At 62.6% G+C, this 23,605-nt stretch carries 19 protein-coding genes, 1 tRNA gene and 1 pseudogene; 10 read left to right on the top strand and 11 right to left on the bottom strand.

Annotation, left to right across the window (positions count from 1 at the left end):
- Positions 1 to 376: PLP-dependent transferase (locus tag OEX18_09905; protein MDH4337571.1), on the top strand; the 376-nt coding region annotated here is incomplete at its 5' end.
- Here OEX18_09905 and OEX18_09900 read toward each other — a convergent pair.
- Both OEX18_09900 and OEX18_09895 read right to left on the bottom strand, forming a co-directional pair.
- A complete protein-coding gene (locus OEX18_09900; protein ID MDH4337570.1) occupies positions 357 to 488 on the bottom strand; it encodes a hypothetical protein in 132 nt (43 codons plus the stop codon). The two genes, OEX18_09905 and OEX18_09900, sit on opposite strands and share 20 nt — an antisense overlap.
- A 53-nt stretch (positions 489 to 541) precedes the next feature.
- Positions 542 to 2,302, bottom strand: a complete 1,761-nt coding sequence (locus OEX18_09895; GenBank protein ID MDH4337569.1) for a T9SS type A sorting domain-containing protein — start codon at positions 2,300 to 2,302, stop codon at positions 542 to 544.
- A 733-nt stretch (positions 2,303 to 3,035) separates the two neighbouring features.
- On the opposite strand from OEX18_09895, the pseudogene OEX18_09890 reads away from it, so the two are divergent.
- Positions 3,036 to 4,061, top strand: a pseudogene (locus OEX18_09890) (S8/S53 family peptidase).
- 159 nt (positions 4,062 to 4,220) lie between these two features.
- Positions 4,221 to 6,245, top strand: coding sequence for a right-handed parallel beta-helix repeat-containing protein (locus OEX18_09885; protein ID MDH4337568.1), 2,025 nt, complete (start codon positions 4,221 to 4,223; stop codon positions 6,243 to 6,245).
- 17 nt (positions 6,246 to 6,262) lie between these two features.
- Here OEX18_09885 and OEX18_09880 read toward each other — a convergent pair whose 3' ends face one another.
- Positions 6,263 to 7,213 (bottom strand): hypothetical protein, encoded by a 951-nt coding sequence (locus OEX18_09880; protein ID MDH4337567.1) that lies wholly within the window; start codon positions 7,211 to 7,213, stop codon positions 6,263 to 6,265.
- Entirely contained in the window at positions 7,210 to 8,229 is a 1,020-nt protein-coding gene (gene ilvC / locus OEX18_09875) for a ketol-acid reductoisomerase (protein MDH4337566.1), read from the bottom strand. Before ilvC ends, OEX18_09880 begins: the two co-directional genes overlap by 4 nt.
- Before the next feature lie 92 nt (positions 8,230 to 8,321).
- On the opposite strand from ilvC, the gene OEX18_09870 reads away from it, so the two are divergent.
- The 4 genes from OEX18_09870 to OEX18_09855 all read left to right on the top strand — a co-directional run bounded on the left by OEX18_09870 (position 8,322) and on the right by OEX18_09855 (position 11,287).
- Positions 8,322 to 8,741, top strand: coding sequence for a putative toxin-antitoxin system toxin component, PIN family (locus tag OEX18_09870; GenBank protein ID MDH4337565.1), 420 nt, complete (start codon positions 8,322 to 8,324; stop codon positions 8,739 to 8,741).
- Positions 8,738 to 8,974: a BrnA antitoxin family protein gene (locus OEX18_09865; GenBank protein ID MDH4337564.1), complete on the top strand. Its 237-nt coding sequence runs from the start codon at positions 8,738 to 8,740 to the stop codon at positions 8,972 to 8,974. Before OEX18_09870 ends, OEX18_09865 begins: the two co-directional genes overlap by 4 nt.
- Positions 8,975 to 9,014: 40 nt before the next feature.
- Positions 9,015 to 9,287, top strand: coding sequence for a hypothetical protein (locus tag OEX18_09860; GenBank protein ID MDH4337563.1), 273 nt, complete (start codon positions 9,015 to 9,017; stop codon positions 9,285 to 9,287).
- Between the two features lie 1,178 nt (positions 9,288 to 10,465).
- A complete protein-coding gene (locus OEX18_09855) occupies positions 10,466 to 11,287 on the top strand; it encodes a hypothetical protein (GenBank protein ID MDH4337562.1) in 822 nt (273 codons plus the stop codon).
- Positions 11,288 to 11,722: 435 nt separating this feature from the next.
- Here the strand turns inward: OEX18_09855 and OEX18_09850 are convergent, their stop codons facing one another.
- From OEX18_09850 to OEX18_09820, 7 genes are all read right to left on the bottom strand, one after another.
- Positions 11,723 to 12,310 carry a hypothetical protein gene (locus OEX18_09850; GenBank protein MDH4337561.1) on the bottom strand — a complete coding sequence of 196 codons (588 nt, stop codon included), beginning with the start codon at positions 12,308 to 12,310 and terminating at the stop codon, positions 11,723 to 11,725.
- Positions 12,311 to 12,320: 10 nt separating this feature from the next.
- Positions 12,321 to 13,505 carry a hypothetical protein gene (locus OEX18_09845; protein ID MDH4337560.1) on the bottom strand — a complete coding sequence of 395 codons (1,185 nt, stop codon included), beginning with the start codon at positions 13,503 to 13,505 and terminating at the stop codon, positions 12,321 to 12,323.
- Between the two features lie 50 nt (positions 13,506 to 13,555).
- Positions 13,556 to 16,438, bottom strand: a complete 2,883-nt coding sequence (locus OEX18_09840) for a C25 family cysteine peptidase (protein ID MDH4337559.1) — start codon at positions 16,436 to 16,438, stop codon at positions 13,556 to 13,558.
- A gap of 1 nt (position 16,439) precedes the next feature.
- On the bottom strand, positions 16,440 to 17,210 hold the full coding sequence (locus OEX18_09835; protein ID MDH4337558.1) for a hypothetical protein: 771 nt from the start codon (positions 17,208 to 17,210) through the stop codon (positions 16,440 to 16,442).
- 206 nt (positions 17,211 to 17,416) lie between these two features.
- On the bottom strand, positions 17,417 to 18,628 hold the full coding sequence (locus OEX18_09830; protein MDH4337557.1) for an IS256 family transposase: 1,212 nt from the start codon (positions 18,626 to 18,628) through the stop codon (positions 17,417 to 17,419).
- A 292-nt stretch (positions 18,629 to 18,920) separates the two neighbouring features.
- Positions 18,921 to 19,628 carry a hypothetical protein gene (locus OEX18_09825; protein ID MDH4337556.1) on the bottom strand — a complete coding sequence of 236 codons (708 nt, stop codon included), beginning with the start codon at positions 19,626 to 19,628 and terminating at the stop codon, positions 18,921 to 18,923.
- Positions 19,629 to 20,131: 503 nt separating this feature from the next.
- Complete coding sequence (locus tag OEX18_09820; protein MDH4337555.1) at positions 20,132 to 21,364, bottom strand: tyrosine-type recombinase/integrase; 1,233 nt, start codon at positions 21,362 to 21,364, stop codon at positions 20,132 to 20,134.
- A 135-nt stretch (positions 21,365 to 21,499) separates the two neighbouring features.
- Between OEX18_09820 and OEX18_09815 the strand changes: the two genes are divergently transcribed.
- The 3 genes from OEX18_09815 to hpt all read left to right on the top strand — a co-directional run bounded on the left by OEX18_09815 (position 21,500) and on the right by hpt (position 23,600).
- Positions 21,500 to 21,576, top strand: a tRNA-Met gene (locus OEX18_09815).
- A gap of 54 nt (positions 21,577 to 21,630) precedes the next feature.
- Positions 21,631 to 23,055 (top strand): tRNA lysidine(34) synthetase TilS, encoded by a 1,425-nt coding sequence (gene tilS / locus OEX18_09810; GenBank protein ID MDH4337554.1) that lies wholly within the window; start codon positions 21,631 to 21,633, stop codon positions 23,053 to 23,055.
- Positions 23,052 to 23,600, top strand: a complete 549-nt coding sequence (gene hpt, locus OEX18_09805; GenBank protein ID MDH4337553.1) for a hypoxanthine phosphoribosyltransferase — start codon at positions 23,052 to 23,054, stop codon at positions 23,598 to 23,600. Before tilS ends, hpt begins: the two co-directional genes overlap by 4 nt.
- Positions 23,601 to 23,605: the final 5 nt, after the last annotated feature.

Here is a 23,605-nt window from a genome sequence, read left to right as displayed (position 1 = left end):
TGAGAGCCGCGGCGTGCGCGTGCACTACCCGGGCCTGAAGACGCACCCGCACCACCAGCGGCTGGCGGGCCTGCGCAACGAGGGCTACGGCTGGGGCGGGCTGTTCTCGCTGGATTTGAAAACGGAGGAGCGCGCCAACCGCTTCATGGAATACCTGCAGAACCAGAAGCAGTTCGGCTTCATCGCGGTGAGCCTGGGGTTCACGGATACTCTGATGTCGGTGTCGGCGAGTTCGACCTCGAGCGAAATGTCCCCCGAGGACCTGGAGCGTGCGGGCATCTCACCGGGGCTCTTGCGCATCTCCGCCGGCATCACCGGCACGCTGGAGCAGCGTCTGGAACAACTGGACGACGCAATCAGTGAGACGCTTCGATAGCGGCCCAGGCCATCGCTTCATTGAGCAGTGCGTCGTAGCTTTCGCCGAACGCCTTCTGGGAGGCGGCGTTGAGATCGGGGTTGTCGGCGAGCGCGTTGATCCACGCCGCCATCGCCTTCTCGCCGTGCTTCTTGGCGCCGGCAGTGGAATACCATCAGGGAGCAGCTAACGCAGCACGGTCATCTTGATGACTGAGGAACGCGTGTCCGTGGTGGTTCGACAGAAGTAGACCCCGGCCGCGACGCGGCGTCCCTGTGCGTCTCGACCATCCCATTCGAACACATGCTCACCGCTCGCCACGTGCTCGCTAGCAAGTTGCCGAATGACGCGGCCACGCACGTCGTATATCGCGATGTACAGGTCGCTATCCGTGGCAAGAACGACAGGAATGCCCGTTGTCATGCGGAACGGGTTCGGATGGTTCTGCTTCGAAGACAGTCCGTCCAATGGGCCTACACCAGTGCTCCACTCAGGGCCGAATATGATATACACGGTTCCTGCCCTGTACCGTGCGAGTGGGCTTGAGTCCGGGGCGCCGATAAGCAGATCATCGATTCCATCGTCAGTCATATCGAAGGCGGCAAGGCCACGACCAAGATTGTTATCCCGGCTTTCGGCGTGAATTCGAGTCACACTCGGTTCCGAAACGACGTGAATCGAATCGGGAAGCACGAACGATCCGTAGACCACAGTTACATGGCCGCTGTCTGACACGTCATAGAGGTCCTGCTTGCTCATGAGCATAACGTCGCCGAAGCCATCGCCATTAACATCACCGCACGTCAGTTCCACACCCAAGCTGGTGCCTGTCCCAGCCCCAATGAGACGCAGCATTCTGAGCCCTGGCGAACCCAATACCGCCGAAGCCGGTAGAGACGTCCCCCCAAGTACGACGTCGACTTCACCGCAGGCCTCGCACCCATTTGGTCCTCCCGCGTACGAGGACAGCACCATGTCGCCACAACCATCTCCGTTCATGTCGGTAATGGCCACACGGTACCCTGTCTGATCGTACGGACCAGCACCAAGAAATCGTTTTGAAGCGGGAGGCTGCGTCGCAATGAGAATGGTATCGGGATACGTGTCAGTCCCAAGCAACAACGTGGCCTCACCATTGTCCTGGCCTTCTCCGGGGGACCCGATCAGCAGATCGGGCCAAAGATCACCATTGACATCGCCGCATGCGAGCCCTTTTCCAGACGACTGATAGGGCCGTGAATCGATTATCCTCGTGAACAATGACGAGGGATCCGCCATTGCGATCTGCGGCGGGAACGAAGATCTCCCCCACAGAACGTAGATCTGGCTCCCCGAAACGCTCAATGGTGCAGCGATGATCAACTCGTCGATACCGTCTCGATCGAGATCCCAGACCGCCAGCATCGAGCCTAGCGCGCCATCCGCACCGGGCATTCCAAGGAGTTTGGTTACCCCAACTGCTTGTGAGTTCAACTCAAGGGAGTCCGGGAACACCGTCCGCCCGAAGATCACATACACTATTCCGTCACAGTCCGCGTACGGGAATTGGCACGGAATGCCGAGGGCGATGTCGTCCAGACCATCACCATCAAAATCTCCCGAGGCGATTTGGGCGAGCCAGCCAACTTGCCCCGGGCTCGCGCGGACAAGCGACACGCCAAGGCAATTCGCGAGATCGTTGCTGGAAGGAAGAGGTGGCGGTCCCCAAAGAACGGACACAAATGCATAGCCGTTGGCGGTGTCCTCGCCGCGAGAAAGCACGGCGAAATCAGAGTGCGTGTCACCGTTGAAGTCCCCCAGGGCGAATCCGTAGCCAGTTTGATCCAACGAGGACGCCCCGACAATCCGTACATCCGGGCTCGTCGCCCCAAGATAAATATCTGTCGGCAGTTGCGCCTGACTGGCACCTGGCAAAAGAATGGCCACTGCGCACAGCGTGCGGTACAAGCCAAACCCAACTGCGCATTGCCGGCCACACCAATCCATGGTAACCTTCTGATCCCTGCGGGCATCCTCGGTGAACCGCTTCGGGACGTCAGACCAGGCCGCAATGGCCCTCGCCCCTTCCTACGCAGGGATCCTGAGTTCCACCATACATAACTATAACATGACGACAGGGGGTGCACAAATGCGCACACCTCTTGTTTACTTTGCGACTCTCTGCAGCGGTGCGCTGCTGGGAACCGGAGCCTCCGCCTATACCGTGGGGGTTGACTACGCACCGGGCGCGGTTATTGTCACGTTTTCACCGTCGTGTATGCCGATCGAGAATGAGGTGGGCTCGGGGCCCGCGCGCGTCGGCCTTTCCACCGTCGACAGCACGTTCGCGTACTACGGTGGCTATCTGTTGGTCAAACTCGTTCCTAGCTACGAATCATCATCAAGCAGCGCAGACCGAGCATTCCTTCTGTTCTACACGGCAGCCATTGACCCCCAAGACGTGGCGGCTGACCTTGCTCAGTTGGCGGCTTTCGAGAACGTCACGCCCAACGGCCTTCTTCGATTTGAACCAACGGGCACGGTTAGGGCTGTGCCCGGCGTTGACACCACTCGCTTTGGCGATCAGTGGTACCTCGACAATTCAGACGCGGGCGACAAGTCCGATATCGACGCACCCGAGGCATGGGTGATTGAGAGTGGGAATCCTGACGTGGTAGTGGGGATTTTCGACTACGGCACGATGGTCGACACCACCGACAACGGGATTGTCTGGAGGCTGCATAGCGATTTCTCTCCGTTCTACGTGGCCCTCGAAGATCGTGGCTCCCCGGGTGTGAATCGATATGACCTCAACAGCGCCGACAACAATGACGACCTTGTGGCTGACAACGTCATCGGAACAAACATCTCGCTCGGATGCGACGGCTGTACGGACGAGGGGGAGGCTGCGTTCTGGTACGGGATTCCACAGAACTGGGGACTTCCGGCCGCACAAGTATGCGGAGAACCCTATGCTTGGCAGGTGGAGTCCTGGCATACGCATGGGGTGGAAGTGGGAAGCATTGCTGTCGGACGGCTCGATGGCTTGAAATCGCGCAAACCCGGCGGGGCGAGCGACTTCAAGGACATCGTTGGTGTTGCGCACAATTGTTCGGTTTACAACGTTAGGGCAACTTGCGTGATTGGCTCGGCCCAAGCGGCCATCGCGCTTCGCGCAATGGCCAATATCTGCCGGGTGATAAACATGAGCGTCGGGGGGCGCCTCGGTCAGTTCACGGATCAGTTCTGGATGGCTGTGGCCGACGTGACCGACCCCGGTGGCGCCTATGACTGTGTCTTGATCGCTGCGGCCGGGAACGCCTCATGTGTCGCGGCGGGGAATGCCGTTGACTTTCCTGCAGCCGATCCGCACGTACTGTCTGTTGGTGGAATGTCTCGAACCGGCCCTAATGGGCCTGCCCGCGTTTGTTACAGCAAGTATAAGACCGATCAACGGCTCATAGACTTCGTTGCTCCCATCGAAGTCGCTCCGGATTCAACTTCGGGGATTCGTGTTGATAGTCATGGACCATGTCCTTCCACATACCCATGTTCTCCAGATGAGACGACAATGTATTCTGGGGCAGGCACGTCCTTCGCGACTCCCCAAGTTTCGGGCGTTGCAGCACTTGTACGGTCACGCTTCGCCAACTTGAATGCCGCCCAGGTTATTCACCGATTGAGAAAATCAAGTGAGTACTACTGGGCACCAGCAGATAGTTTCCAGTACGGCTACGGCAAGGTCAACGCCTACCGCGCCCTGACCGAGTGGGGAACCTTGACAGAGAACACGACCTGGTCGGCGGCCGACACCCGTGATGGCGCGTTCTACATCTCCGGAGATCTCACGATCCCCTCCGGCAAGACCCTTACCATTGGCCCCGGCGTGCTCGTCAGGGTGGCGCCGGACCACGAACGAACGGGATTGGATCAGGATCGCGTGCAGATCGTGGTGGAGGGGAACCTCGTCATCAACGGAACGGCGGAGAACCCCGTGGTCTTCGAGTCCTTCACGGACTCCCTGTCCACGAACAGCGATTGGATCGGCATCGAGTTCGAGTCCACTGCTAGCGGCAACCTCGCGAACGTGGTCATCAGGAATGCCACCCGGGCCATCGAGAACCACACGGCGATCACGCTCACCAACTGCACCATCACGGATTGCGAGGTGGCACTCGATGCGTACGCGGGTGTCACGGCGAATGGCTGCGTGGTTGCGGGCAACACGGACGCCTATACGGCGGTCGACATCCAGACCGGGAGCCCGACGTTCACCAACTGCACCATCGTGGAGAACGCCGGTTCGGCGCTTGCGGCGCGGAGCAGCAGCGCGCCCACGCTTGAGAAGTGCGTCGTGTCCTTCAACGGCGGACCCGCCGTGCGGGCCATTAGCGGCTGGACGGGGACAGCCACGGTGCAGAACTCCGTGCTCTACGACAACGACGCAGCGTCAGGATCGCTCACCGACGCCCAGTGGGTGACGACCGGAACGAACGTGCACAATCTCGATCCCGCCTTCTGTGATGCAGCCAACCGGGACTACCACCTCTACGCCTTCTCACCGGCGGCGCCAGGTGCTTCGTCGAGCGAGCGATGGGGCGCCTTCGATGTGGCCTGTGCCCCGGATGCGACCGTTTTGGGGGAACCAAGCAGTTTTCCCTTTGCGTCGGGCGACTCGCGTGTGATCGCATCCTGTCCGCACGGGGATGCACCCGCGGCGGTCGTCTCCGTGGACCTCGACGACGGCATCATGACACGCGACGTGGCGGGCGGTGAGTTCCAGCTCCGGCTTTCAGACTTCTCGAGCAAGGTATTCAACGACGACTCATCCATGGTTGCCGGCGGCGGTGCCACCAGCGGCAATGGCTGGACCACCGCCATCAGCCACGGATACCTCGGCGGCAGCGGCGTGGACATGGTGGACGTGCTGCTCAATGGCTGGCCCCTGGCCGAACAGGCGCGCCTGGACATCCGGACCCCGGATTTCGTGGCACCCTTTGGGCTCGTGAACACGGGGGACTTCGCCTATATCGGGAGCAACTACCAGTCTCCGCCCAAGCCCTATGTGGCCGGCTGTGATCTCAACGGCGACGGTGCGGTCAGCACGCTCGACCTGTCATACTTCTCCCAGCACGTGAACCACCAGAGCCCCTACTCGCAGGTCAACGCGCCCGCCGGGCTGATGGAAGCAACCGTCGAGATGGTCCTGGGGTTTACCAGCGAGTACATCACCGCCACCCACCAGCGCCTCTACGTGGATGTTGATCTGGAGAACATCGGCGCCACGACGGCCTGCGTGTTGATGTTGCGAACCGGAGATGCAACCCTCGAGCTGGTCGAGTGGCAACCAGCTGGCGGAGAGATCGGCGACGTGCTCTTTACGCCGACCGTTCGCGACGGCGTGCCCGAACTGTTCATCGGCGTCTTGGTTGATGGGTCATTCGCCGGCTCGAACGAGCGGCTGGGGCGGCTGGTCTTCGACGTCTTTCAGTCGGACCCCATCGAGATCACCGAGGACCACTTCGTGCTCTCCTATGGCGAGGTCCTGGTGGACAATCCGGGTGGCACGGCCATGGCGGCCACGATGACCGGATCGGTCGGCCGGCAGCTCGACACCGAGATCGCCCGCGTCTACCACGACCGCCTGGAGCAGAACTTTCCCAATCCGTTCAATCCCACCACCACGCTTGCCTTCTCGATCAAGGCGGGCGCGCACGTGACGCTCACCATCTACGACGTTGCCGGGCGCCGCGTTCGGGATTTGGTGGATGAGCAGCGGGCTCCGGGAGCGTACCGGGTGGTGTGGGATGGCCGCAACGAGAACGGGGCACCGGTGTCGACCGGCGTGTACTTCTACAAGCTGGTGGCCGGAGCGTTCACGGCCACCAGAAAGATGACGCTGCTCAAATAGGTCGAGCGGTCAGGCGATCAGGGAGACGCTTCGATAGCCGCCCAGGCCATCGCTTCGTCGAGCAACGCATTGTAGCTCTCGCCGAACGCCTTCTGCGAGGCGGCATCGAGGTCGGGGTTGTCGGCGAGCGCGTTGATCCACGCCGCCATCGCCGTCTCGCCGTGCTTCTTCACGATCTCTTCGGTCATGCGGTACGCGTTGTAGGCCGCGCGGCGTGACTCGCGGCGGTCCTTCTCTTCCTTCAACACCCGCTCGGTCTCTGCTGGCTTGATGGCCTCGGGGCCCAGCACCACGAAGTCCTGGCGCATGTCCTCCAGGATGACCGCCTCTCCCGCCAGGTAGGACGCAAAGCCCTCCTGCACCCAGCGCGGCGCGTTGCCGTGGGTCATCTCCACCATCGCCCACTCGATGTACTCGCGCGGGCCCACCACCTCGAGCAGTCCGCGCGTGTACAGGTCGATGGGAGCCTGCAGGCTGATGGTGTCTCCATCGATGGTGGAGTACGTCCACCACTCGCGCCCCGTGGCCCATGTGTACATCTCCACGTTGCCCGAGCAGATGATCACGGCGCGTTTCTCCGGCGCGCGCCCGAACACCTCGGTGAGCTTGCGGCGCGCCGCCATGGCGTGCTTGAGCGTGGCCGCGCCCTGCAGCACGTTCACCTCGCCGTCGGGGTACCACACCTCGACGAAGTCGTTGGCGAGCACGCCGCCGTAGCCGTCCCAGTACTCGTCGCGCGTGATCTTCTGCGAGATCTTCATGCTGCGCATGCTGTCGAGTTCCGTGGGATTGAGGGCGCGATCCAGTGCCGCGGGAACCACGTAGCGCGGCGCGGTCTTCTTCGCGCCCGTCTTCGCCTGTTCGTTGGAACCCTTGTCGCATCCCCACACGGCAAGCCCGATGACCGCACACGCGGCAAATGCGGCGCCGGCGCGGCGTCGCCCGATGGTCGATCTTGAAACACTCACGACGATTGCTCCTCACTATCCGGGGTTGAACTCGCACCTGCATCGAGCAGCCTGCGGACAGCCCGCCCGGCGCGCTCGATCTCATGCCCTGCTTCCTCGCGCATGTGCGCGTCGAGGCGCTTCTTTCCCATGGCCGCCTCGTTGAGCCAGTCCTTTGCAAAGCGGCCGGACTCGATGTCGTCCAGCACGGCGGCCAGCGCGCGGCGCGTGTCTTCCGCCACCACGCGCGGGCCGCTGGCGTAGCTGCCCCACGCCGCGGTGCCGCTGATCTTCCTGCGCATGCCGGAGATGCCGCCCGCGATCATCAGGTCGGTGATGATCTTGAGCTCGTGGAGACACTCGATGTACGCCACCTCGGGCGAATACCCGCGCGCCACCAGGGTCTCGAACGCCGCCCGCACCAGTTCCGGCACGCCGCCGCACAGCACCGCCTGCTCGCCGAACATGTCGGTGACGGCTTCCTCGCGAAACGTGGTTTCGATGGCGCCCGCGCCCAGGCAACCCACCAGCGCGGCGTACGAAAGCGCTTTCGCAAGAGCGGTGCCGGAGGCGTCGGTCTCCACCGCCACCAGGCTGGTGAGCGCGTGCCCCGCGACGTACGTGCTGCGCAGGAAGTTCCCCTGCCCCTTGGGCGCCACCAGGATCGCGTCGTGCCCGGCCGGTGCCGCGACCCCGCCGAATGCCACCGAGAAGCCGTGGGCGAACACGAGTGCCGCGCCGGGCTTGAGGGCGTGAGCAACGATGTCGCGAAAGAGGGCGGCGTGGTCCTCGTCCGGCACCAGCAGCGCCACCACGTCCGCGGCGGCCACGGCGCCGGCCATCTCCCGGGGTTCGAACCCCTCCCGCGCCGCCGCGTTCCATCCGGAACCGCCCCGGCGCGCCCCCACCACCACACGCGCCCCGCTGTCGCGCAGGTTGAGCGCGTGCGCGTGACCCTGGTTGCCGAACCCGAGCACGGCAATGGTGGCGTCGGTGAGGACGTTTCGGGCCAGATCGGCGGGGGTGTAGACGTTCATCGCGCGGGCCTCCAGCCCCAAACGGGAGTCGAGTTTACACCATGGGGCGGCCTGGGCTTGACGATTTCAATGGTATCATATATGATACCAAAGTGACACGCGTCGTCCTGGACACAAGCGTACTGGTAGCCGGCCTGAGATCGCGTCGCGGGGCGTCCCACCGGCTCCTGAAGTTGCTTGGACAAGGCAAGTTCGAGGTATGCATTTCGGTTCCTCTGGTTCTGGAGTACGAAAGCGCCTCCAAGCGGATATCGAGATCCCTGGGGCTTCGACAGGCCGACATAGACGACATTCTCGACTACGTTTGTTCGGTCGCGGAGCACCGCAAGGTCCACTTTCTCTGGCGCCCGTTTCTCCGTGACCCCGGCGACGACATGGTTCTGGAACTCGCGGTTGAGAGCGAGTCGGACTACATTGTCACGCATAACATTTCGGATTTTGCGGGTATTCGGCGCCTGGGGGTTGAGGCACTCACTCCCGGGGAATTCCTCCGGAAGATTGGAGAGTTGTGAGCACCATCAGTCTACGATTGCCTGAGTCGCTCCACGAGCGGGTTCGTGAACTCGCCGAGAGGGAGGGCGTTTCGATCAATCAGCTCATTACGACCGCGCTGGCCGAGAAGCTTTCAGCTCTTCTTACCGAGGAGTTCCTGGAGAAGCGTGCAAAGCGGGGCAGCCGGCGGAAGTTCGAGCGGGCTCTTTCCCGGGTTCGGGACGTCGAACCGGACGAAAACGACAAGGCCTGAGCCACCCCATTGTTGCCATCTCATTATCGGATTTGGCGTTATGCACAGCACGGTGGTTTCCAGCCAGACGGGAAGCCCGGTACCGGGTGTCGCGGTGGACTTCGAGCGCTGCGCCGGCGGGATGATGTCGGACGAGTGGGACCATTCCGGGCATACGTCAATGATGACAGATACCAATGGCTGCTTCCGTTTCGAGTACACGCAGCAGTCGATGCACCGCTACCGGGTCAAGGTGCACGGCGCCACCGATCCGCGGGCCATCTGTAATATTGGCGACGGGGACCCGCACGCAATCGTGCTGCGCATTCCCTGATGACAACCCGCCGAAACGCCCGACCGGCATCCCCCACCGGGTTACGCTCCCTGCCGGCCGGGCACCCTTCCCGACCCGATTGACACCCGCCCGGGCGTCGGGTAGATTGTAGGCCGCTTGTCCTTCCGTGTTTCCGGAATCCATTCCCGGCGACAGATACGATTTTGAACTGGTGGGCGGAGTAGCTCAGTTGGTTAGAGCAGCGGAATCATAATCCTCTTTCAACGCTGCTAACTCGAAGAAATCACAGCCAGATGCGGACGTCACCCTCGCGTGAACCGTTTTGCGAACCGGGGATCGCGAGGGGCCGTGAGGGCTCCCAAGGTTCTGAGTCGCGTGGAGCGCCAGTCGCCCGGGACGCGCAAGGCCATTGCTTCGCAGTGATGCGGTCACATAGAGTGCTTTCACAGTTCAGAGAACGCTTGACAGTTCGCAGGGGGGGAATAGCCTTTGTCTTGCGGCGACTCGGGGAAGGTTCGCAGCCGGTCTCGAATGAGAAGTCGCCGCTTCCTACCCAATCGAGAGCGAGGTGTTCAAGTGAGTTACTTCCGCGTGTTCATCGGTGTTTGTCTTCTTGTGGTCTGCGTGACGGCTGTCGCCGAGGCCCCAGCCGTGCCATTTATCGATGGGTGCACCGGCGCGCTGATGGGATTAGCTGGCGCGGAGTACAGTCTAAACCAGTGTCTGTCGGGGTGGGCAGGTATGATCCCCATCGCACACTGTGAGCCTGAGACAGCCGCAGTCGGGCACTGGCAGAATCAGGTAAACCACTGGTGCAATATGTCGGCATGAGGATCTCTTCGATACGATGTTTCTGTGCGGCAGCGTGGCTGGGTGCTTGTATCGGGTTCGCCGCCGCACCGTCCCTCGCGCAGACTCTGCATCGACCGCAACTCCTGTTTGACATCTCCGACGAGTCTCTGCCGGCGCCGATGGGTGTCATCCTGGACGTTGCCGTGTCGGACAGCGTGGTCTATCTGCTGGATCGCGAGACTCATGAGGTACGGGCGATTACTCTCGGGGGGCGTGTGCTCCCTTCGATCGGGCGCCCCGGGGAAGGCCCTGGGGACCTGAGCCATCCACAACGCATGACGCTCCTTCGAGACGGGCGCTGCGTGGTCGTGCAGACGTTCTCGAGACACGCAGTCTGCCTTACTCCGCGCGGCGATGCGTGCGGCATGTTCGATCTGTCAGCCATGAAGGAAGGCTACGCGAGCACGATCTGGGTGCGAGCGGCGTCCGGTCGCCGGGATGAACTCATACTGGCGAGCGTCAATACTCTCCGACCGGTGACCGACCCGGGGGAGGCGTTCGATGCGAGCGGCAGGTCCGCTTCTGTCAGGCGTCTTCGGGTGACGGACGGCCGCGTGCAGACGTTGTTCACGACGGACAGGAACGTCACGTCCGCCTGCGTGGTGTTCATTCCTCAGGACCTCTATGCTTTCGTCGTGCACGGATGGGACGTTGCTCCAGATGGCCGCATGCTGTTTGCAGATCCTGGCGGAGAATATCGCGTTACGATGGGACATCCCTGTGATGGCGAGGCGCGCGTGGTCGATCTGCCGGAATGGGATGGGGATGACGCGCGCGTGCGCGAACTCGCTCGCCGCCTTGAGAGAGATCCGGGCGCGTCGTTTCCACGAATTGCGAGTCTGCACTGGGTGGACGGCAAGTTCTTCCTCGTGAAACCAGCCGCGCACGTCCCGCTGTCCCAGGAGGCGGACAGAGCGGGCACATACGAACTGTTCGACGAAGCAGGGTCGAGCTATGGGCGCTACGACGTTCGTTGTGAGTTCGACCCGGAAAACGACCAGTTGTACCTCCGGGGCAACGTTCTCGTGCTCGTGAGGGGCGGGCAGGCGGTCGCGCGGTCTGTCTACCGCGACGTGCCAGGACTGTCGCAGGCGGACAAGAGTGCCGGGGCCGTCGAGGTCGAGGAGGTGCGCGTGCAGGCGTACCAGATATTCGGGCCAGACTCGCCGATTCAGCGCGGACGGTGAGATCTTCGCGCGAACCGTTTCAGAACCGTGGAGCCCCCGGCGTCCCCGCCGGTGGCCCCTTCTGACCCGATTGACACACGTTCCGGCATGCGCTAGATTCCAGCCCGCGACAGCCTTCCGTGTTTCCGGAATCCATTCCCGGCGACAGATACGATTTTGAACGGGTGGGCGGAGTAGCTCAGCTGGTTAGAGCAGCGGAATCATAATCCTCTTTCAACGCTGCTAACTCGAAGAAATCACAGCCAGATGCGGACGTCACCCTCGCGCGAACCGTTTTGCGAACCGGGGATGACGAGGGTCCGTGAGGGCAAGGAGGGGTTTGGCGCTTCATTGGACACCAGCGTCCCACGGGAACTGGAGCCTTGCCATGTCTGTCATGCTGTCCAGGAACGCTTCTCGCACGCCTTCGAAGAGCATGTTCACACTCTCGTGGCGCTACTCCCGAAAGTAGACATCCAAGACGCCGGGCAGCTCGACCGACTGTCCGTTCCATCGAAACTTGATCGGTGCACTTGGGTAGACCCTCGGGGCATTCCGGAACCATCCCGTCTTGAAAACCACACGGTGGTTTCCATTCGCTGGCTGACGGAGGATGCTCCGCAGCGACTTCATCCGCTCGGCGAACACACTGCGGTCCGCCTCCAAGCGCTCGGTCATTCGCTCAAAATCGATATCGCTCGGAATGGAATCCGCAGGGAGTCGCTGCAGGCTCTGATCGAGCGTCGGTTCGCCGATGAAGAGGCAGGTCTCCCGCATTTTCGCGGCTTGCTTGCTCCGAAAGAGAAAGTGGACGCCGCGCTCGCACAGCACAACCTCTTGGACCTGGATGGAGGATTTCCTGAAGAAGTCCGGCGCCCCGCGGACTGAATCGGGGTAGGCGATCCACGACGGCGGACTCTCGGGGCACGGGCAACCCAGCCCGTGCAATGCGGCGGCCGAAGCGTCGGTGTCCAACAGGGCGAAAGAAGACAGACCGGTGAGCGCCCACGCGGCGATCGCCCGAGTCTGCGCTTTCCGCGACACGGCCGCAGCCCTAGCGACCCACGCTCATGCGCAGGCACACGATCTCGATCTCCCCGCTCGCGGAGGTCTCGTTACTCGTGGTACTCCCGCTGGCGCCGTTCACTACCACAAACACGAGATCGTCCACCAGGTAGAACTCATCGAGGTGTGGATGCCGCGGCCCCTGCACCGTCAGCGACCGCACAAACACGCCCGCGCGATCGAACTCGTCGAACACCGCGATAACGCCGCTGGGAACCTCGTGATCGCCGCGGCTCGAGAGTACCCAGAGCGAGCCGTCGTGTCGCGGGAACAGCCGCACGACATCGCGCTCGGTCGCGCTGACCCTGGTCTCCGGGGAGATCTCCCCGGCCCGCTTCTGCTTTTCGACCGCCTCAAGATCATCGGCCGAGCGTGGCAGGTGCTCATACGCGCGCTCGATCACGTGCTCCACCTTCTTGCCCGGACCCACCACCTCGATCGCATACCGGTCCCAATCACTGTTGATATACAGTCGGCCCTCAGATCCGAACGCCCACACCGGCTCCGCGTCCGCTTTCTCGTCGAACTGCATGTTCGCGAAGTCGGCTTTCTGGAACCGCTCCCAGTACGTCTTGGCCAGGGTGCCGGTCTCGTCCAGCACGCCAAACACCGTTTGCAGCGCTACGGACGTCTTGTCGCGTGTCATCCGACTCGCTTTGACGGCCAGGCGGCCATCGACGACCGCGCATCCGTTGAGGTACGAGGTGACGAGGTCGCGTGAGAGGGGATGGTCGCCAAGGGCATGGCCGCCCGTGCTCAGCTTGACCACCCGTGCCGGCATCACCTGGGTGATGCACAGCACGGTGTCCTCCAGCAGCACGATTCCACTCGCCATGCGGAACTCCGCCGGGCCTTCGCCCTTGCGACCTACAGTGCCCGCGTACGCGCCGTCCGGCCCTATCACGTGGATCGCGCTCAACTGGTTGTCCAGGACGTACGCGTTGCCCAGCCGGTCGCGGACGATGTCCCCGATCGTTCCGAAGACGACCTCGTCCTCCTCGCCGCCTCGTCGCCAGAGCTCAGTTGTCGTCAATACCCTCGCTGGCTCGGTACCGACGCCTGGATTCACGACGTACTTGACACCGTCGCGCATGGTAGCGCGCTCGCTGCCCTGCGTCGCCGCGGCCACCACGCCATGAACGAACACGAAGGCGACAAAGGTGAATACGACCACGGCGCACCGACCTGGTACACTCTGACCTCTATGCTGATTCGCACGTGCGTTCATTTCAGAATCACCATCTTGCGGCTCTCCGAACGGTCCCCCGCTAGCAACCGGTAGAAGTACAGTCCCGATGCCACGCTCTCACCGCGCGCGTTCCTGCCGTCCCAGAGCAGGGAGTGCCGGCCAGCGGGGAAGCTGCCGTCGGTCAGCGTGGCAACGAGTCGCCCGTGCACGTCGTAGACACGCAGCGACACGCGCCCCGGTTCCGACACCGAGAAGCCGATCCGCGTCACCGGATTAAAGGGATTCGGCACGTTCTGCTCCAAGGCGAACCGCAGGCGGCCAGGCGAGCCGCCGACCGCCGTCGCGACCTGGGTCCTGTTGACCCGGGCGAGCGGGTCGCCGAGGACAGACGTCGAGAGCACTGACCGGACGACCTCCGGCTGGTTCGCGTGATCTATGAGGATCCGCCGGAGCGCCACCAGGTACGAGGCGGCAATTGGTCGCGAGAAGTCGGTGAAGAGCTCCTCGGCGAACGAGATTGCGAGTGGGTCGTTCGCGTGCTGCCAGGTACCGACGGTCGGCCCAACCCAAACGATGGCACCCTTGAGCCACTCCGCAAGGAAGCGCTCGCCGATCGGTCGGCCATAGTCGTTATCCTCGGTCTGCGCGAAGTTGGCACCGCCGCAGGAGAGTGCGACGACGACGCCGGTGTGAGAGGCAAGGTAGTCCATCGTGAACGGCGGCGTCACCGTCTGGTCGAAGAAGCCTCCCGGCCAGCTTCGGTTCGACCAAGTGCTCAGGATGAAGACCACTTCCGGGCGTGCGCTGTTCCAGATGTCAGCGGCTGCCGCGTTGCGATCCACGATCGACGGATATCCGGATTCGTACAACCATTCGAGCTGCCTGCCAGTCGCAATGTTCGCAATCGCTGCCATCGAGGCAAGGATGTCGCTTCCTTCGTTTCCCCCATGATCGACGTCACCGGCGAACAAGCCGATTCTCTCGGCGCCAAAGTCGCCGATCTGGGTTTCGAGGAGCTTCCCTGCATATGCCTGCACCTCATCGGGCGTCGTGAAGGGTAACCGTGAAATCGGGACGTCGGGCAATCCGTCGCCATCCACGTCGACGTAGGGCCAGTCGCTCATCCAGTACGGGGTCACGTACCCCATGTTCACGCTGCGCGGGTCGGTATCCGCGAAGTAGTAGGTCGGGATTCCGTCGCGGCTCGACTGGTCGCTATAACCGCCGGCCAGGTAGTTCTGGCGAATCGTCTCCCAGCCGTTCTCGGGAAGCCAGAGCGACGGATACTCCGCGCCCATGAACTGGACGTGATCGTTCGCGTCACCGACGAGGAGCACCGCGTCCGTTCCGCTCCCCACGCGACTCGCGATGTCGGCCTTGACTGCCGAGCGAAAGTCATCGGGGTCGCTTGGGAAGCCGATGGTAGATACCACAGTCACCGTGGCACCCCGCGCGCTCCAGAATGATGCAATCTCGGACTCGACGACCGAGACAAGATCGGGGATCGCGTATGCGACGACGGTCTCGCCGGTCACTTGTAAGGCGCGCTGAGCCAACGTGGGCGCTCGACCGCGCTTGAGCTCTCCGTACCGTTCCCGCCGCGCCTCTTCCGACAAGGGTGGCGTCAACACGACCTGGGCTGCGGCGTCCGCGCGCGCCGTGTTGTGAACGAGGCGGTCACCGTCCTTCTCGACCTCGACCAGCCGAACAAACGGATCGGCATTGCCAATGCGGATCGCGCGTCGACCGGCGCCATCCGGCACGATCGCCACGACACGCCATGGACCGGTAGGCGACGTACTCGCTTCGATCTCGTAGTGATCGTTGGCGCCGGGTCCGATGTCGGGCTCCGAACCGACCTCGAAGGTCACGATCCCCTCGCGGAACGTGATACCGTGGATGTCCGCCGCGGGATTGTCGCCGCACGTGAGGCGCACGGAGTAGTTGCGCGAACCGTTCAGCAACAACTGCGTCGTGTTGGCGCTTGCAATGGCCGCACCCTTCGCCCACACGTTCCCTTGTCCGTCGCCCGCGCACTGGACAGTCGCCGAGAGTTGCGTGGACGAATCCCAAACATACGAGACGAGCTGTACGATCCCGTCGGTACCGATCGGATTGGCCGCCTGGTTCGTGCCCGTGTCGAAGGTCCACCAGATCGCAAGCGTTCCCGGGATGCTAGTCCCGGAGGTGTGTGAGAATCCGCTGACCCACGGCGTGAGCGTCGTGGCACCGTCCCCCGCCAGCTCGATCATCGTGCCGCTCTTTGCATTTGTGACCGTTCGGTTGGCGACACCATTCACGCCGCGCATCGCGTCCCAGAATGCGGTCGCATCGTTGCGCGCCGGCGTGGGGTAGCAGTCCGGGGTGTAGCCCAGACGGCAGCGAGAGTTCGGCCAGGCGGTCGCATTCCACGTGTGCGCTCTGCAGGATATCACGTAGACAATGGAGTTGGCCGAGACGTACCGCGAACTGATCGCTGCCGGTCGGACGCTGATGTGATACCCATCGGGGGCGGACTCGCCAGAGTAGATGTCTGCTGCTGGAACGCCGTGAGTAACGTAGTAGTTGTACTTGTTGTCCCTCGCGCTCAGGCCGTCCGGGGTGTACTCGAACGCCTCAGCAGCCGTCCCATTCTCTCCCCCATGCGAGGAATGCAGGAAAAGCCCATAGCCGCCTGAAAGGCCGGAGAACATGTCGGAAAGCCCGTACTGGGGAGTTGTGGTCGCGATAGGCTGCGAACGTTCAGTGACAACGTAGCCCTGGTCGATCGCTGCCGCGAAGTAGGCGTCCCCCATGTCTCCGAGAGCAAAGAAGTACGGCTGAAACAGGAACGCCTGCTTCGAACTCGGTGTCTGGTTCTGCGCCCACGCTCCGGCCGGAATGCCTAGGAGGACGAGTACGATGATGGTGCGTCGCATTTCAGTCCTCCTGTTGGGTGCTCAACTTTCGCGGGCGGGCGAACTCTCGAGCGATATCCGCCGGCAGGTGCTTCCCTTCCCATCGCCCGTCGGTGTAATGGGTCGCTTCGGTTCCGAACACGTCGATCGGCGTACGGCGGGCGCGCGCGATCTCCGCACGCAGCTCCTCGAGTCGCTGTGCGTCGTTCGGCGGAACCGTGACACCGCCGGACGACGAAATAATGATGATGCATCCCTTCTCGAGCAGTTCCTGAACGAGTTTCCAACGGCCACGCGCCTTGTCCTCCGGCGTCTGCGATCGTTCGGAAGGCGAAATAAGGGTTTCGCTCTCCGTCCCATCCGTCCACCTCACCCAGAAGCTGTGGTCCGTCACTCCCGAGACCTCCGCAACGAGGTCGGTGCGCGCGCGATAAAAATCCGCCAGCGCGTCCGCGAGCTCCCGACAGCACTTTCCCTCCGCTTCCATCTGCCGCCGAAGCGCCCAGCCTTGCTGACTGAACGCATGTCGCTCAACCACTTCAGGCGTCGGTTCCGGTGGCGGGGGGCCGGGGTCCACGAGCGGTGGAAAGACCTGGATTCCGTTGATCTGGACGGTCGCTCCGACAAGGTCAACCTTGTATGGTCCGGGTATTGAGTTGCCGTACAGGTACACCTCGGGGACCGACGCCTTCGTTTCGGCAGAAACCGACAGGGACTGCGCTTGTGCGGCTAACTCGGCCACATCACCGCCGCTCGCCAGAGCGAACGCGACGATTATGATTAATGCATGCATGACCATCCCCCCTCTCTTGCGGCGATCTACACAACCACGACGCGGAGCGCCGGCCAGATCGTGCTGCGGAGGAACACCGGGAGAAAGGCCTGGTAAGGGATGCCGTCATCCTTCGGCTTCTCCTCGCAGCAACCACCGCATGGAGGGTCAGCCCAACAGCGAGAGTGTCAAGATTTCTGTGTAACTGACCCATCTTCTCCTGCTGCTTAGATTCTTCCCTCAAACACCACGCTGAAGTGATTCAAGGCTGCGACCCAGTCAAGGACCGGCCGCTTCCACTTTCTCGAGATCCGCGACAGCGCCAGGTAGATCACCTTGCGAACGCTGTCCTGGTTTGGAAACGCGCCCCGCTGCCGCGTCATCTTCCGAAGACTCGCCTGGATCGACTCGATGGCGTTGGTAGTATAGATCACCTTGCGGATCTCCGGCGGGTAATCGAAGAACGGGATCAGGTTCACCCAGTTTGTCCGCCAGCTCTTCACAATCGACGGAAAGCGCGGCGCCCACTTCGCCTCGAACGCGTCGAGCGCTTCTTCGGCCGCTTGAGCGGTCGGGGCCGTGTAGACCGTGCGCAGGTCAGCCGCGACCGCCTTGCGATCCTTCCATCCCACGTACTTGAGCGAGTGGCGCACCATGTGGATCACGCACAGCTGGACCTGCGTCTTCGGGTACAGGGTCTCGATTGCGTCCGGGAAGCCCTTCAAGCCGTCGACGCACGCAATCAGGATGTCCCGAACGCCGCGGTTCTTGAGGTCCGTCATCACCGAGAGCCAGAACTTCGCCCCTTCGTTCTCGCCGATCCAGAGCCCCAAAAGTTCCTTGCGCCCCTCAAGCGTGATTCCGAGCGCGAGATACACCGCCTGGCTCTGCACGCGGCCCTCGTGGCGCATCTTCACGTGAAGCGCGTCCAAGTACACGATCGGGTAGACCGGATCGAGTGGCCGGCTCTGCCACGTCGCCACATCGTCCATCACTGAGTCCGTCACCGCCGAGATCAGCTGCGGAGACACCTCGACGCCGTAAAGCTCCTCCAGATGCCCCTGGATCTCCCGGGTCGTCATGCCGCGCGCGTAGAGCGCGATCACCTTGTCGTCGAAGCCGGGGAGCCGGCGCTGGCGTTTGCCGATGAGCTTGGGCTCGAACTCAGCGTTGCGGTCGCGGCGAACCGTGATCTCCAGCTCGCCGCTCTCGCCGATCACGGTCTTGGTCGTCTTGCCGTTGCGCGAGTTGCCGGTGTTCTTGCCCTCGGGCGCGTGAGGCTCGTAGCCAAGATGATGCGTCATCTCGCCTTCGAGCGCGCGTTCGACGAGCCGCCTGGTCAGTTGCTTGAGGACGCCCTCGTCGCCTAAGATCTCTTCGGGCTTCTTGCCCCGGATGAGGTCGTCGATGAACTTGTCGGTGGGATCTGGCTTGGCCATGGTCCTTCCTCCTTGATAGAGTGTAGTCCAAGGCCAGTTACACAGAAAAGCTTACAGTCTCACATATGAGGTCCAGTCAGTCGTGACTCCGTCTTGAACGTTTGCCTCCACCCACAGAACAAACGCTGGGTTTGCAGCACAGTCGTCTGGTGGGGGGACAACATCAACGCTACACGCGATGGCGCCAAGCAGACACACGATGCTTGCGAGAAAGGCGCAGTCGAACTTTTTCAAACAGAGCGGATGGAACACTGTATCCCCCCAGACATGCTATCGCTGACGTGTTCTGGAACTACTCCGCATCGTGGTCCGACCGAGAGAGAGGAATACTAATCCCGATAGTCGCGCTGTCCAGAGCATGGGACGAGGTGAAAGAATAGACCCGGTTCAGCGCGAATGTCCCATAAGTCTCGTATTGCTTCCGCACGGTGACTTCGTATTGGACGAATACGTCGGCGAATGAAACAAACGGAAAGCGAAGTGCACCACCCAGAATTGCGCCGGCGCCGTCATGGACGAACGACGCGCTCTCGCCAAACCACGCTGTATAGTCAGCACTCACGCTCTCTCGAACGTATGCTGCGCCAACGGTGAGAACGAATGTGGCGGAACCAATTCCTGTCGTCAGACCGACACCCCCCCCCACAATCAACTCATCGATTTCCATGTGGGCGCCATCGGCACTTGAGATATTCAAGAACGGATTTCCCGCTCCCCAAGTCGTCATAACAAGAGGAAATATTCGCCAAACTACCTCTGGACCGCATACTACCAGTCTGAGCGCTACTGCATCGAATGCAGTAACATGTTCTGCATTCTGCACGTTGAAAGTAGAAACCTGGCCTACGCCACCCACAGAGCCAACGCCAACCTCAACACGATCCACGATTCGCCCGATCTCTGCAGCATGCGAAGGCGCATCCCAGAACAACATGGAAATGAGAACAAAAATGGCTGGAAAAAGCAGAAGTTGCGGAATGGCGGCGATGCTTCGCCTCAAGCTAACTCTGCCAACCAAGTGGGAACGCTCAGATCGACGCTCCGAACTGGTCGAACAACGCGCCGCCAACTCTGGCGGTACGCAGGAAATGGTATGCGGCTGGTTGCGGCACCTCGCGAGATCCAAGAGATGGTCTCCTCCCCGTTGCCACAATGATTTGAAACTCCCCGGCTGCGAAGACAAGTGTGTTTCACACGAGATGCCCTGTCAACCAAAAAGTCCCGAAGAACCGTCAGAATATCCGACTGCCTGCGCCGAAGATGGACTGAACCGCCCCGGGATTGTCGGAGGCTCCATTCCGTGAGAGGATGGAGTCATGAGCAGAACCAGATGAAATTGTCCACGAAGTTGATGAGATACCGCGAATGCGCCGCCTCCTTGTGCTCCGCGACGGGCTGACGCTCATGGGGAAGAAAAAGCTGTAGCCCGCTTCTTTGAAGTGCATCCACTGAACCTTCTGCCGCTGTGGGACGCTGTCAGTTGCGGCAGGTTTCTTGGTGTCGCTATCGGTCATACGCACTAACTGAATCGCCCACGCGACCATCCTCATGAATGAGTTCCAGCACTGCCGCCGTCATCGTCTCCTGCGAGGCTAGCAGCCGATCGAAAAGCGCCTTTTCGTGGACGTACACGCGGTCGATGCCGACCACCTTGTGGTCCAGCAGCATGCGGGCGTCGATCTTGTCGAGGCCCACGCGCTGCGCGATCGTGCGGTAGGTGTGGCGCAGGATGTGCCCGGTTTCGCTGGGCAGCGTCTTCTCCCGCCAGACCGCTGTCGCGATGATCTTACCGCGCACGTTGCGAGTCGGGAAAAGCCACTCAGAGCCGGGGTACAGCATGTCGCCCAGTTCCAGTGCCTGCTGCACGAGCCCGACCATGTAGTTCGAGAGCGGCAGGTCGAAGGGCTCGCCTGACTTCATCCGCGGAATCGAGATTGCGTGCTCGTCCAGGTGGAGCCACTCACGACGGAGCGACACGAGCGTCCCGGGCCGGAGCCCGCTGAAGAGCCCGAGCGTGTGCATGACGCGTCGCAGCGGGTTCGGAAGCGCCTGAACCTTCGCCCACCACTCGGGCAAGTCCTCGGGCATCAGGACGCGGTTGCTGGAGCGGACCTTGTTGAACGTGACGGCCTTGACGGGGTTGTCGGGCAAGGCGTCGGGGTCGTCCACAACGCGCATCGCGAGATTGTACCCCGCCTTGAACAGGCGGAGTGAGCTGTTCGCCACCGCCTTGCCATGACGCTCCGAGATATGGCGGTGCTTCTCACGGGCCATTGAGCGCGTCACGTCCGAGATCGGAATGGGCTTCCAGTCCGCCAGGTACCGGTTCATCTGAACCCGGACGTCCGAGATGGTACGGTCCGCGCACTCGCGCGCCCGCAGGTCGGCCATGTACTCCTCGAACATGCGCTCCACGGTCCACGTTTCCGCCCCTGGCTCGACGTCCGAGGCGTTGGGGTCCACCCCCCGCTTGATCTGCGTGATGACCTCCATGGCGCGCGTACGGGCGTCGTCCAAGGTGAGCTCCAGGGTGGTCCCGAGGGTATGCCGGACGGTCTTGGTCTTGCGCCGGCGGCCGCGCTGGCCGACCCACAGGTCCCGCTGGACCTTATAGGACTTAGAGTGCTTATTGACGGCGACCATCAGTCCCTTTACGATGGTGTCCCGGACGACGACGGGTTTGTCTTCGTACGCGAGTTGCCGGATGAATGCTTCGGTGAGCCTTGTTGGCTGCATGGTGTTGTCCTCCCTGGCGAACCGTGTACCCGTCCTCCGAGAACTGCCTGCGAACCGTGTAGCCCGGTGGTTCGCGAGGGCGATCGAGGGCCAGCTTACCTCGTAACTGCTTCAAATACAAGTCTGTTCAGGGTGGGCGGAGTAGCTCAGTTGGTTAGAGCAGCGGAATCATAATCCGCGTGTCCGGGGTTCGAATCCCTGCTCCGCCACCACTTTCCTTTCCCTTTCGGGTTGTCCGACGCTCCTGGTGCGCTATGCTTGAGGCCATGCTTTCCTCCCACCCCATCGACCATGCCCTGGCGCGCACGCCGGCCTTTGCGGCCGGGGGGCGTGTGCTGGTGGCGGTGTCGGGCGGTGCGGACTCCATGGCGCTGCTCGCGGCGGCCGCGGATCACGCGGCACGCGGCGGGGCGCGCGTGGTGGCGGCGCACTTCGACCATCGCATCCGCAGGGACAGCGCGCGCGACATCGACACGGTGCGCGCCCTTGCGGACGCGCACGGCATCCGCGTGGTGGCGGGGGCGGGCGACGTCCCCGCGCGCGCGCGCAGCGCGCGTGTCTCCATGGAGACCGCGGCGCGCGAGGCGCGCTACGAATTCTTGCGCGACGCCGCCGCGCGCGAATCGTGCAATTGGATCGCCACCGCGCACACGCGCTCCGACCAGGTGGAGACGGTGCTCATGCGCATCCTGCGCGGCGCGGGCGCGCGCGGCCTGGCCGGCATTGCGCGCGAGCGCGATAGTCTGGTGCGTCCGCTACTGGACGTTGCGCGCGCCGACACGCTCGACTACTGCGCGCGGCACGGCATTGCATTCGTCACCGACCCCAGTAACGACGACCGCCGCTTTGCGCGCAACGCCGTGCGCCACGACACACTTCCCGCGCTGCGCCGCGCCTTCCCGACTATCGACGACGCGCTGTTGCGCACGTCGCGCGGCGCGGAAGAGGCGCTTCGCGCGGCGCGCCTGGTGACGGACGTCCGTCTGGGGCGGCTCTGCCGCGACAACGGCGCGTGGGTGCTGCCCGTGGATGCGTTCGCCGGGTTGGATGAGAGCGAGGTGGCGATCCTCCTCGGCGATGTTCTGGAGCGCATCGGGTGCCTGGCGGGTGTAACCGCCGTTCACTACGGGCACGTGCGCGCGCTCGCGCGCGCCGAACGCGTGGGTGCCTCCGTTGATCTGCCCGGTGTTTCCGTCCGCCGCGACCACGACGCCCTCGTGTGGCGCGTGCGCGGTGTCGAAGTGAACGAGGAACTGCGTGCCGCACCGCTTTCGGTTCCGGGCGCCGTCGAATTGAATGGTTGGATTGTGAGGGCACTTCGAGCGGACGAGCTGGCCGGGAGTGAGGCTTGTTCGACGCGATTTCACGAGGCGCGCTTTCAACCATCGCGCGCGAAGTGCCTGAGCGGAGAACAAGCCTCACTTCCGGTCAGACAACTGACGGTTCGTTCGCCCCGTCCCGGCGACCGCATTCGGCCCTTCGGCATGAGTGGCAGCAAGAAGCTCAGCGACATCTTCATCGACAAGAAGATCCCGCATCGCGATCGCGCGCGCGCCGTCGTCATCGAGAGCGGCGGCGAGATCGTGTGGGTGCCCGGCGTGGTGGCATCCGAGTCCACCCGCGTTTCCGGCGACGGCATGCCGCTGATCCACATCACCGCCGAATCCGCATCCCCGGGAGGACCCGCGTGAACCGCCCCGACCATCCCTCTCCGGGCCCCGTGCTTCTGTCGTCAGCCGAGATCTCGGACATCGTGGGCGGCCTGGGCCGGGCCATTTCGCTCGATTACAGCGACCGCCACCCCGTGCTCATCAGCTTGCTCAAGGGCGGGGTTGTGTTTCTGGCCGACCTCATCCGGCACCTCACCATTCCCCATCACATCGAATTTTTGCGGGTGTCGTCGTATAATGGGGGCATGCAGTCCAGCGGGGTGGTCCGGATTGTGGCGGACCTCGATATCGACATCGCCGGGCGCGATGTGCTGCTGGTGGAGGATGTCATAGACACTGGCACAACTCTGGCTTATATTGTGAATATGTTGAAGTTACGGAATCCGGCGAGCCTCGAAATCTGCGCCCTCCTGCGCAAACGGCTCCCGCAACCGGCCGGGATTCCCGTCCGCTATCTCGGCCGCGAGATCCCGGACGTTTTCGTCGTCGGTTACGGGCTGGACTACGACGAGAATTATCGTAACTTACCCTTTGTGGCCGGCTATGACCGGCCTGCCGGTTCCTGAACATC

Source organism: Candidatus Krumholzibacteriia bacterium (genome assembly GCA_029865265.1).
In the GTDB taxonomy this organism is placed as follows: domain Bacteria; phylum Krumholzibacteriota; class Krumholzibacteriia; order WVZY01; family JAKEHA01; genus JAKEHA01.
Note: the sequence above shows the minus strand (reverse complement) of the source record. Positions and strands in the feature narration are given on the sequence as shown.

Bases quoted from the DNA above. Each gene is read 5' to 3' on its own strand.
- OEX18_09820 (MDH4337555.1), bottom strand. From the start codon at position 21,364: ATGCAGCCAACAAGGCTCACCGAAGCATTCATCCGGCAACTCGCGTAC.
- OEX18_09835 (MDH4337558.1), bottom strand. From the start codon at position 17,210: ATGCATGCATTAATCATAATCGTCGCGTTCGCTCTGGCGAGCGGCGGT.
- OEX18_09840 (MDH4337559.1), bottom strand. From the start codon at position 16,438: ATGCGACGCACCATCATCGTACTCGTCCTCCTAGGCATTCCGGCCGGA.
- tilS (MDH4337554.1), top strand. From the start codon at position 21,631: ATGCTTTCCTCCCACCCCATCGACCATGCCCTGGCGCGCACGCCGGCC.
- OEX18_09855 (MDH4337562.1), top strand. From the start codon at position 10,466: ATGTTCGATCTGTCAGCCATGAAGGAAGGCTACGCGAGCACGATCTGG.
- OEX18_09900 (MDH4337570.1), bottom strand. From the start codon at position 488: ATGGCGGCGTGGATCAACGCGCTCGCCGACAACCCCGATCTCAACGCC.
- OEX18_09830 (MDH4337557.1), bottom strand. From the start codon at position 18,628: ATGGCCAAGCCAGATCCCACCGACAAGTTCATCGACGACCTCATCCGG.
- OEX18_09860 (MDH4337563.1), top strand. From the start codon at position 9,015: ATGCACAGCACGGTGGTTTCCAGCCAGACGGGAAGCCCGGTACCGGGT.
- ilvC (MDH4337566.1), bottom strand. From the start codon at position 8,229: ATGAACGTCTACACCCCCGCCGATCTGGCCCGAAACGTCCTCACCGAC.